Here is a 10,694-nt window from a genome sequence, read left to right as displayed (position 1 = left end):
GCCGATCACCGGTACCGACAGGGTGATCCCCGACGCGATCCGCAGCCCGGTGCCGGAGAGCAGGTCATCGGGCAACGAGTAACCGCTGAAGCCCTCGAAGGTGCCGATGAAGACGAGCACCAGCCCGATGATCCAGTTGGCCTCACGGGGTTTGCGGAACGCGCCGGTGAAGAACGTGCGGAACATGTGCGCGAACATCGCCGCAAGGAACAGCAGCGCCGCCCAGTGGTGCACCTGACGGACGAACAACCCGCCACGTACCGCGAACGACAGATCCAAGGCGCTGCGGTACGCGACGCTCATGTTCTCGCCGCGCAGGTTGGTGAACGCCCCGTTGTAGGTCACATCGGCCATCGACGGGTCGAAGTACAGCCCCAGGTACGTGCCCGACAGCAGCAGTACGATGAAGCAGTACAGGGCGACCTCGCCGAGCATGAACGACCAGTGCGTCGGGAAGACCTTGTTGAACTGCTTCCGCAGCCCCGCGGCGGGGTGGTAGCGCTGGTCCAGCTCGTCGAGAACCTGACCGGCCCTGGCTGCGGCACCCCCGCCGGTGCTGGTGGGTGTGGTGATCGCACTCATGCTGTCGCCTGACCGTGCCGCGGCGCACGACGCGCGGGCAGCCCGCGGCCACCCTGCGCGCGACTGCTGCCGCTGACCGTGCCGGCTGCCCGGCTCGCACCCGCCGACAGCAGCTGGCCGGTCACGGTCGAGTCCGGTGTTCGGCCGCCCCGCGCCACACCCGCACCGATTCACCAGACATGGCGTCTCCCGGTCGTCCGCATCTCGCCGGCCGCGGGGAGGGGTACACCGAAACCATCTCCCGCGCAGCGGTCACAATAGTGCAATGGATGCGTTAGCGCATCTGGTTTCGGTGGGAATTCGAGCGAGTGCGCATCGTCGGATGACCCGGAGCGACCCGGAGATCGCCGGACCGGCCAAGCCCGCCGGCCGGAGGTCTGGGCGTGGTGACCGACCGCAACGGTTGCGCTGAACGTTGCATGGTGCTAGAGCTGAACGGAGTGGCAAGCAGCTCGCCAGGAGCCGATCCTGACGACCTCCGACCAGGAGCAGGCGACGGGCCGGGCTACGGACCCGGTGCTCGGCGAAGCGCCGGGCGTGCGCGGCGGCGGCGTGAGGGAGGTATCTGTGCAGGGGCTGAGGTTGGGCGCGGAGGACGCTGTCCCCGGGGCTGTGGTGGTCCGCGTCGCCGGTGAGCTCAACCGGGCCACCGCACCCCGGTTGGCCCGGTTGCTCGACTCCCGGCTCGATCATCTCCTGGAGCTCGCCCGCACCGATCGGGTCGAGACCGTGGATCGGCGTCTGCATCTGATCGTGGATCTCGCCGAGGTCGGTACCTACGGCGCCGGGGGTCTGTCGGTACTGCGACATGCGCAGTACGCCGCGGCACAGGCGGACATCGAGCTGCACCTGACCGGACTGCAGGCCCGGGCGGAGCTCGTGCCGGGCTGGGCCGCCGGTCTGCTCCATCGTCCTGGTGGCGTACCTTCCACCGCCGACGCGCTGGTCGCGGTGCTGAGCCCCGACCTGGCCGACACCTCCCCGCCGTCAGAGCGCTCCGACCAGGAGTGGCCGTCGACTGTTCGACGGTCGGCTGCCCCGCTGGGGCCACTGGTCCGCATTCCGGCACCGCGAAGTGGGCGGGGACCCTCGACGCGGGCGGGAACACCCATCAGCTGATCACCGCGGGAACCGCGCCGCGCGCGCCGACCACGGCGGTCGGGCCCCACCGGTCGTGTCTGGACGCCACGTCGTCACCGCCGGGAGGACGTCCGGACCCGTTGGTCGAGCGGCGGCCGGCCTCCAGGGGCCGACATCCCCCGGAGGTAGGGGCGTCATCGGTCGGAGTCGTGGTCGCCGAGTGATCGTCGATGCTCCCGTGTCGAGCGTGGTCGTGAGCCGGGTGCGGGCGTCGTCGTCGTCCGGGGTCACCGGTCGCCCGAGGTGGGTCACCCGGTTGCCGTGGGGTCGGCTCGACCCGCGGTGTGACCGACGGGTCGTTGCGTGGTCCATCCCAGGAGCCATGCTTCGTCGGGGTCGTCGTGTCGGTCCGCGTCCGGCCCGTCGGTTCTGTCGACGCCGGCGAAGACCAGTAGCGCCCGGGTGAGTCGCTCGCGGCTGCGGGCGGGCAGCCGAGCGAGCTGCGCGGCGACGGCCTCCCGGCGCGCGGTGTCGACCCCCTCGACGAGCTGCTGCCCGGCGGCGGTGAGCTCGAGGATGAGGTTGCGCCGGTCGGCCGGGTCGTCGTGGCGGGCGAGGAACCCGGCGATCACGAGGCGGTCGCAGGTACGGGTGGCGTTGGACGGGTGCACCCCGAGTCCGCGGGCGACCGAGCCGACGTTGGCCGGACCCCGGCTGGCGATCATGACCAGCACTCGGAGCTGGGCCAGGCTCACCCGGTCCTGCACCTGCGCGACGGATCGCGCCGTGACCGCGGCCAGGACCCGGGCCGCGAGCATCACCGCGTCGACCTGCTCGGGGCTGGGCGGATCGCCCCGGCCTGGCGTCGTTGACATGGTCTCCATCTCATCAGCGTCCCGCAGCGGTTGCGATCACGCAAACGTCGGGGCAGCTTTGTGATTCAGCGCAACCGATTCGGCAATGTGTGTGTGAACGCAACGGATACGGGTACGCAGTGTCTACGAGTACGCAGTGACCGACGTGCGGGTGCCCCGCTTGCCGGTGGGATCTCGAGGAGGACTTCGTGGCTGCATCAACCGTCGCCGATCACCTGTTGGACCGGCTGCGCGAATGGGACGTCGACACCGTCTTCGGCTACGCGGGGGACGGGATCAACGGTCTGCTCGCGGCATGGGGACGTGCGGGAGACGCGCCGCGGTTCGTGCAGGCCCGCCACGAGGAGATGGCCGCGTTCGAGGCGGTCGGCTACGCGAAGTTCACCGGTCGGCTCGGGGTGTGCGTGGCGACGTCGGGCCCGGGGGCGATCCATCTGCTCAACGGGCTCTACGACGCGAAGCTCGATCACGTGCCGGTGGTGGCGATCGTGGGGCAGACCAACCGGTCGGCGATGGGCGGGTCGTACCAGCAGGAGGTCGATCTGCTGAGCCTTTTCAAGGATGTGGCCAGCGACTACGTGCAGATGGTCACGGTGCCCGAGCAGCTGCCCGGGGTCCTGGACCGCGCGATCCGCACCGCGATGGCGCGCCGCGCCCCGACCGCGATCATCATCCCGTCGGACGTGCAGGAGCTCGAGTACTCCGCACCGACCCACGCCTTCAAGATGGTCCCGTCCAGCCTCGGTGTCGAGTGGCCGGAGCTGGCCCCCGACGACGCCGCGGTCCGCCGCGCCGCCGAACTGCTGAATGCGGGGAGCAAGGTCGCGATGCTGGTCGGTTCCGGTGCCCGCGGTGCCGCCGCGGAGATCGAGCAGGTCGCCGACCTGCTCGGCGCCGGGGTGGCGAAGGCGCTGTTGGGCAAGGATGTGCTCTCCGACGAGCCGACCTGGGTGACCGGGTCGATCGGGCTGCTGGGCAGCCGGCCGAGCTACGAGATGATGATGGGCTGCGACACGCTGCTCACGATCGGGTCGAGCTTTCCCTACACCCAGTTCATGCCGGAGTTCGGGCAGGCCCGCGCGGTGCAGATCGACCTTGACCCGTCGTTGATCGGGATGCGCTACCCGTACGAGATCAACCTGGTCGGCGACGCGACCGCCACGCTGCGGGCGCTGATCCCGCTGCTGGAGCGCAAGACGGACCGCGCCTGGCGCGAGGGCATCGAGTCGGATGTGGCCCGCTGGTGGGAGACGATGGCCATGGAGGCCGCGGTCACCGCGGATCCGATCAACCCGATGCGGCTGTTCGCCGAGCTGTCGGATCGGTTGCCCGAGGATGCGATCGTCTGCGCCGATTCGGGGTCGTCCGCGAACTGGTACGCCCGCCAGCTGCGTTTCCGCGGACGGATGCGCGGGTCGCTGTCGGGGAACCTGGCCACCATGGGCCCCGGGGTGCCCTACGGGATCGGGGCCAAGTTCGGCTGCCCGGACCGGCCGGTGATCGTGTTCGCCGGCGACGGTGCGATGCAGATGAACGGCCTCGCCGAGCTGATCACCATCAAGCGCTACTGGGAGCAGTGGGCCGACTCGCGTCTGATCATCGCGGTGCTGCACAACAATGATCTCAACCAGGTCACCTGGGAGATGCGCGCCATGGAAGGCGCCCCGAAGTTCGTCGAGTCCCAGAGCCTTCCCGACGTGGACTTCGCCGCGTTCGCCGCGAGCCTGGGGTTGCAGGGGATAGCGGTGGACAAGCCCGAGGACATCGGCCCGGCGTGGGACCGCGCGCTGGCCGCGGACCGACCGACGGTGCTCGACGTGCGCACCGACCCGAACGTGCCGCCGATTCCGCCGCACGCCACCACCAGCCAGATGCTCGACGCCGCCAAGGCGATGCTGGCCGGCGACGAGGACCGCTGGGGCGTCATGAAGCAAGGCATCAAGACCAAGCTGCAGGAGTTCCTCCCGCACAAGGAGGGCTGAGCGGTGCCCGAGACGCAGAGCCGATCGGTGGATGCCACCCCCGATCCGGCACCTCCCGACCGAGAACCGGTCACGACCGCAGGAGTGGCGGCGGACGCGGTGGTCGAGGCCCTGGACGTGTCGGTGTTCACCGTGCCGACCGATGCCCCGGAAGGTGACGGCACTCTGACCTGGGGCTCCACCACCATGGTGCTCGTGCAGGCCCGTAGCGGCGGGGTCATCGGTACAGGCTGGACCTACGGGCCACCCGCCTGCGCGCACGTGGTGCACGACCAGCTCGCCGAGGTGGTTCTCGGTACCGACGTGCTCGATGTCGGCGCGGCGTTCGACGCGATGGTGAAGGCGGTCCGCAACGCGGGCCGGGTCGGCGCGGTCGGCTACGCGATCTCCGCGGTCGACGTCGCACTGTGGGACCTCAAGGCCCGGCTGCTCGGACTACCGCTGCACCGGCTGCTGGGCGCGGTCCGCCACGAGGTTGCGGTCTACGGCAGCGGCGGGTTCACCACCTACGACCCCCGCCAGCTCGATGATCAACTGCACGCGTGGCTGTTGCAGCAGATCCCCCGCGTCAAGATCAAGATTGGGGAGTCGTGGGGCACCGAGCCGCGTCGGGATCTGTCCCGGATCGCCCAGGCGCGCTCGGTGATCGGGTCGGAGGTGGAGCTCTTCGTCGACGCCAACGGCGGCTACGGCCGCAAACAGGCCGTGCGGGTCATGGACCTCGCTGCGGAGTGCGACGTGCGGTGGTTCGAAGAGCCCGTGTCGTCCGACGACCTGGCCGGGCTGCGCAGTGTCCGGGACGCGGTGCGACCGGATGTGGCGGCGGGGGAGTACGGCGGCGATCTGACCTACTTCGCGCGGATGTGCGGGGCGGGTGCGGTGGACTGTCTGCAGGCCGACGCGTCGCGCTGCGGCGGGATCACCGAGTGGCTCCGCGTGGCCGCGGTCGCAGCGGCGCATCACCTGGAGATTTCCGGGCACTGCGCCCCGCACCTGCACGCCCACGTCGCGGCGGCCACCCCGAACTTCCGGCACCTGGAGTGGTTCCACGACCACGTCCGGATCGAGCGGATGTTCTTCGACGGCACCCTCGACCCCACCGGCGGCACCCTGTGTCCTGACCCGACAGCGCCCGGTCACGGGCTCACCCTGCTCACCGACGTCGCCGGCCGCTACCAGGTCGGGCAGACCCTGCGGCGTCACGTGAGTGACCGGAGCGGGTCATGACCGCCGACGTGCACGTTCCCCCCGAGGTGGAGTCGTGACGGCGTCGTTCACCTTCGGGCGGGTCTGTGGCGATGCCCCGGTCGCCTCGGCCCGGTTCGATGCGCCGGCCCACTGGATCCTCGTGGTGCGCATCACCGGCGAGTTGGACACCGTCACCGTCCCGCAGCTGCGCCCCGTGCTGAACGAGCATCTGGGGTGGTCGCGGCCGTGCCGGCTGGTGCTCGACCTGACCGGGGTGACGTTGTTGACCTCGGCCGCGCTCACCCTGCTGCTGGAGTTGCAGCACAGCACCCGACACCACGACGAACACCTGATCCTCGTCGGGGCCGGGCACCGGGCGGTGCACCGCCCGCTGCGCCTCACCGGACTGCTGCCGCTGTTCGACACCCGCCCGACCCTGGACCAGGCGCTCACCGGATCGGGCACCTCCCCGTTCTGCCCCTGGCCACGAATCCGCACGCCCGCGACCCGACAGGACGAGCATCACCGATGAACAGCAGCGACGACGCGAACCCCGATCGGGCCAGACCGACATTCCGCATCCCCTGGGGGGCCACGCTGCTGCTGGCCCCGCACGCCGTGCTCGCGGCGACGACCGGCCGCGACCGGGCCTCCCTGCGTCCGGCCAGTGCCGTGCTGCGGATCCTCGGCGCCCGACACCTCCTCCAGGCCGGCATCGAACTGCGGTGGCCCACCGCGCGGGTCCTCACGGCGGCGGCCGTCGTGGACGGCATCCACGCCGCAACCGGTGTCGCCTTCGGCCTCCTCGACCACCGGTGGCGCCGCGCAGCCCTGCTCGACGCCGCCATCGCCGCCGGGTTCTGCCTGGCCACCGCCCGGACCGCCCGCCACCAGCCACACCGACCCCAGCTACGGAGCACCCGATGAGCCTGCTACGCCGAACCCGAACCAGCCCCGACGCCACCACCATCGGTGCACGCGGAGCCGAGCACGTCCTCGACCACGTGCTGCGTGATGTCTCGCACGGCCGCTTCGAACGTTCGCTGTCCGGGTTGACCGCGATCTCGGCGATGGTGACCGGTGCGGAGGTGTACCTGGAGCACTACAAGGGCAGCTTCGGCAACAAGTGGATGTGGAGCCCGGTGCTTCTCACACCGCCGCTGGTGGTGGCCGGGATCGGCGGGGTGTTCTCGAAACGCTGGGCCAAGACCGCGCTGCCGGTCACCGCCGGGCTCTATGCGGCGAACGGACTGCTCGGGGAGTACTTCCACTTCCGCGGCGTCGCGCGCAAGCCCGGTGGCTGGTCGCTGGCCTCCTACAACATGGCGATGGGTCCGCCGATCTCCGCGCCGGGCCTGATGTCGATGGTGGGCGGTATGGGGCTGCTCGCCGCCGTGCTGCGGCGCGAGAAGTAGGCGCTGGCATGCCTGACACCTCCCGGCCGGACCATCTGCCCCACCGCCGCCCCGACGGGCGGGCGCCGCACCCGTCATGGTTGCCGCGCCAGCGCCGCGGGACCACCCCGCAGATGATCGGCCGCTACCCCGACTTCGACGTGTTCGACGCGGCCGACACCTGGGACGCCGCCACCGCCACGGTGGTGCGCGCCCGGCTGGGCCCGCCCGGCCCGCTGCGGTTCTTCACCGCCGCCGAGGAACCGGCCCTGCGCGCGTTCTGCGACACCGTGCTGGCTCAGGACACCGACCCGCGGGTGCCGGTCGCGGAGATGGTCGACGAGAAGCTCACCGCCGGTCGGCTGGACGGCTACCAGTACGTCGACATGCCCGATGACCGCGACACCTGGCGGCTGGTGCTGGCCGGACTGGAGCACACCGCGACGGCGGGCTACCGGCTCGGCTTCGCCGGGTGCACCGCGGAGCACCGGGAGAACATCGTCGGTGAGTTCGCGAAGGGCCGTCTCGTGGGCGGGGCCTGGGATCAGCTCAACGTCTCCCGCGCCTGGTCGGTGGTGATGCGCGCGGTGCTCGCGGCCTTCTACTCCCATCCGTGGGCGTGGAACGAGATCGGCTTCGGCGGTCCGGCCTACCCGCGCGGCTACATGCGCCTGGGCGGCCCCGACGCCAACGGTGCCGGCGGGCGTGAGCCGTTCGAGACACCCGGTGCCACCGACCGCGACCCCGTTCGCGACACCAGAAACGAGGACACCTGATGGGCACCTTCTGGCGCGGCGTGGTCAAGGGCTCGGTCGGCCCGCGCGACAACGACTCCCGGTTCCTGCTCGACGTGCACTCCCGCGACCTGCCCGGCCAGGCCACGATGCGCCGCTACACCGACGACGACGAGGTCGACCTGGTCATCATCGGCGCCGGCGCGGGCGGCTCGGTGCTCGCCCAGCGGTTGGCCCGCCGCGGATGGCGGATCGTGATCCTGGAGGCAGGCCCGTTCTGGCACCCCGACGAGGACTGGGTGTCGGACGAGGCCGGTAGCCACGAGTTGTACTGGACCCAGAAGCGGATCATCGGCGGGGCCGACCCGATCGAGCTGGGCAAGAACAACTCCGGACGCGGGGTGGGCGGGTCCATGGTCCACTACGCCGGCTACACCCCGCGCTTCCACCCGAGCGACTTCTCCACCGCCACGGTCGACGGGGTCGGGGCGGACTGGCCGATCACCTACGCCGACCTGCGCCCGCACTACGAGCAGGTCGAACGCGAGCTGCCCGTGGCCGGGCAGGACTGGCCCTGGGGGCACCCGCACCGGTACCCGTTCTCCCCGCACCCCATCTCCGGGGCCGCGGCGAAGCTACGCGAAGGCGCGCTGGCCTGCGGCATCGAGATGCGGGTCGGGCCGGTCGGGATCGTCAACGGCACCTTCGGCAACCGGCCGCACTGCATCTACCGCGGCTTCTGCCTGCAGGGCTGCAAGGTCAACGCCAAAGCCAGCCCGTATGTCACACATCTACCCGACGCGCTCGCCCACGACGTGGAGGTCCGCGCCGACTCCATGGCGTTGCGCGTGGACATCGACGACGACACCGGTCGCGCTCGCGGCGTGGTCTACACCGCCAACGACGAGTCGGGCGCAGGCGTCCAGCGGTTGCAGCGGGCCCGCGCGGTCGCCGTGGCCGGGTACTCGATCGAGACACCGCGGCTGCTGCTCGCCTCGGCCAGCCGCCGCCACCCGCACGGGCTGGGCAACAACTCAGACCAGGTCGGCCGGTACGTGATGGTGCAGGGCGCCACCCAGACCGCCGGGCGCTTCGCCGAGGAGCTGCGGATGTACAAGGCGCCGCCCCCGGAGATCTCTTCCGAGCAGTTCTACGAAACCGACACATCGCGGGGCTTCGCCCGCGGGTTCTCCATCCAGACCGTCGCGCCGTTGCCGATCGGCTGGGCCGAGCACGTGCTGGCCGACGGGCACTGGGGCCGGGAGCTGCGCGAGTACATGCGCGACTACAACCACTGGGCCACGATCGGGGTGCTCAACGAGCTCCTCCCGCACCCCGACAACCGGATCACCCTCGCCGAGGAGACCGATCCCTACGGCCAGCCGGTCGCCCGCATGGACTACACCCTCGGTGACAACGACAAGGCGAACATGGCCTACTCCACCAGGGTCATCACCGACATCCTGCACGCCGCCGGCGCCCAGGACGTGCTCACCATCCAGCGCTTCGCTCACCTGGTCGGCGGGGCCCGGATGGGCGCCACCCCCGAGCACAGCGTCATCGACGCCGACCACCGCATCTGGGGCGTGCCCAACGTGTTCGTCGCCGACGGCTCGGTCTGCCCGACCCAGGGTTCGGCCAACCCGGCGTTGACGATCATGGCGCTGGCGTCCCGGCTCGCCGAACGGATGGCCGACGGCGCCATCGATCACTCCGCGGTGGCCTCCACCCGAACGACTACCGGGAGCTCATCATGACGAACCACCGGCCGGTGCGCGTGGGAGCGGTGGCCGCGGCGGCGGCGCTGACCCTGGCCGCGTGCACGAACAGCCCGCCGGCGAGCTCCGCGGCCGGCGACACCGCCCGCAGCACCCCTTCGAGCGCGACGGCGTCGGGATTGGAGCAGCAGTACGTGAGTGTGGTGGCGAAGGTGCTGCCCTCGATCGTGCAGATCACCAACGGCCACGACCTCGGATCGGGGATCGTGTTCGACACCCAGGGTGACATCGTCACCAACGCCCACGTCGCCGCCGGCGCCACCCGCTTCCAGGTGACCCTGGCGGGCAGCCCGACCCCGGTGCCGGCGAGCCTGGTCGGGGCCTACCCGCCCGACGACCTGGCCGTGATCCACCTCGACACGCCGCCGCGGTCGCTGAGTCCGGCGACGTTCGGGGACTCCGCGACCCTGCAGGTGGGGGACATCGTGCTGGCCATGGGCAACCCGCTCGGGCTGTCCGGCAGCGTGTCCAACGGGATCGTCTCGGCCACCGGCCGGCTGGTCAGCGAACCCACCGGCGGCGGGTCCCCGGGGGCGACGCTGCCCGACACCATCCAGACCAGCGCCCCGATCAACCCCGGCAACTCCGGCGGCGCCCTGGTCGACCTGGCCGGCGACGTGGTCGGGGTGCCCACCCTGGCCGCGATCGACCCACAGGCCGGCGGCGGCCCCAACGGATCGGGCGCGGGCGGCGGGTCACCGGCTCCCGGGATCGGGTTCGCGATCTCGTCGAACCTGGTCAAGGACATCGCCGGCCAGCTCGTGGCCCACGGCGGCCACGTCGTCGACTCCCACCGCGCCGAACTCGGCGTGCAGGCCGTCACCGTGATCGACCAGACCGGGCAGCCCAGCGGAGCGGGGGTGGTCAGCGTCGTGGCCGGCGGACCGGCCGCTGCCGCCGGCATCACCGCCGGCGAGGTCATCACCGCGGTCGACAACACCCCGGTACACAGCAGCGCGGAGCTGTCGAAGGCCCTCGCGCAGCTGAGTCCGGGCCAGGCCGTCCCGGTCACCGTGCTCGACCCGCAGGGCGCCAGCCGCACCGTCACGGTCACCCTCGGCCAACTTCCCGGGAGCTGACC

At 71.2% G+C, this 10,694-nt stretch carries 11 protein-coding genes; 9 read left to right on the top strand and 2 right to left on the bottom strand.

All coding sequences use genetic code 11. The features are described from left to right. The coding region (locus tag BGP03_RS11830; protein ID WP_299736284.1) for a cytochrome b N-terminal domain-containing protein at positions 1–582 on the bottom strand (582 nt) is incomplete at its 3' end. Between the two features lie 567 nt (positions 583–1,149). On the opposite strand from BGP03_RS11830, the gene BGP03_RS11825 reads away from it, so the two are divergent. After that, positions 1,150–1,701: an STAS domain-containing protein gene (locus BGP03_RS11825; protein ID WP_296377482.1), complete on the top strand. Its 552-nt coding sequence runs from the start codon at positions 1,150–1,152 to the stop codon at positions 1,699–1,701. Between the two features lie 269 nt (positions 1,702–1,970). On the opposite strand, the gene BGP03_RS11820 is transcribed toward BGP03_RS11825, so the two are convergent. Beyond that, entirely contained in the window at positions 1,971–2,537 is a 567-nt protein-coding gene (locus BGP03_RS11820) for a MarR family transcriptional regulator (RefSeq protein ID WP_296377481.1), read from the bottom strand. A 188-nt stretch (positions 2,538–2,725) separates the two neighbouring features. Here BGP03_RS11820 and BGP03_RS11815 point away from each other — a divergent pair, with 188 nt between their 5' ends. The 8 genes from BGP03_RS11815 (at position 2,726) to BGP03_RS11780 (ending at position 10,692) form a co-directional block, all read left to right on the top strand. Beyond that, complete coding sequence (locus BGP03_RS11815; RefSeq protein ID WP_296377480.1) at positions 2,726–4,519, top strand: thiamine pyrophosphate-requiring protein; 1,794 nt, start codon at positions 2,726–2,728, stop codon at positions 4,517–4,519. Between the two features lie 84 nt (positions 4,520–4,603). Further along, on the top strand, positions 4,604–5,746 hold the full coding sequence (locus BGP03_RS11810; protein WP_296377483.1) for an enolase C-terminal domain-like protein: 1,143 nt from the start codon (positions 4,604–4,606) through the stop codon (positions 5,744–5,746). A 34-nt stretch (positions 5,747–5,780) separates the two neighbouring features. Next, positions 5,781–6,239: an anti-sigma factor antagonist gene (locus BGP03_RS11805; RefSeq protein ID WP_296377479.1), complete on the top strand. Its 459-nt coding sequence runs from the start codon at positions 5,781–5,783 to the stop codon at positions 6,237–6,239. After that, positions 6,236–6,634, top strand: coding sequence for a hypothetical protein (locus BGP03_RS11800; protein WP_298795344.1), 399 nt, complete (start codon positions 6,236–6,238; stop codon positions 6,632–6,634). Before BGP03_RS11805 ends, BGP03_RS11800 begins: the two co-directional genes overlap by 4 nt. Next, complete coding sequence (locus tag BGP03_RS11795; protein ID WP_296377477.1) at positions 6,631–7,122, top strand: hypothetical protein; 492 nt, start codon at positions 6,631–6,633, stop codon at positions 7,120–7,122. Before BGP03_RS11800 ends, BGP03_RS11795 begins: the two co-directional genes overlap by 4 nt. Before the next feature lie 8 nt (positions 7,123–7,130). After that, positions 7,131–7,877 (top strand): gluconate 2-dehydrogenase subunit 3 family protein, encoded by a 747-nt coding sequence (locus tag BGP03_RS11790; protein ID WP_298795345.1) that lies wholly within the window; start codon positions 7,131–7,133, stop codon positions 7,875–7,877. After that, positions 7,877–9,592: a GMC family oxidoreductase gene (locus BGP03_RS11785; protein WP_296377475.1), complete on the top strand. Its 1,716-nt coding sequence runs from the start codon at positions 7,877–7,879 to the stop codon at positions 9,590–9,592. The genes BGP03_RS11790 and BGP03_RS11785 overlap by 1 nt, the downstream gene beginning before the upstream one ends. After that, entirely contained in the window at positions 9,589–10,692 is a 1,104-nt protein-coding gene (locus tag BGP03_RS11780; RefSeq protein WP_298795347.1) for a trypsin-like peptidase domain-containing protein, read from the top strand. Before BGP03_RS11785 ends, BGP03_RS11780 begins: the two co-directional genes overlap by 4 nt. Positions 10,693–10,694: the final 2 nt, after the last annotated feature.

This window comes from Pseudonocardia sp. 73-21, from assembly GCF_001899645.1.
Lineage (GTDB): Bacteria > Actinomycetota > Actinomycetes > Mycobacteriales > Pseudonocardiaceae > Pseudonocardia.
This window is presented reverse-complemented; position numbering and strand designations above follow the sequence as displayed.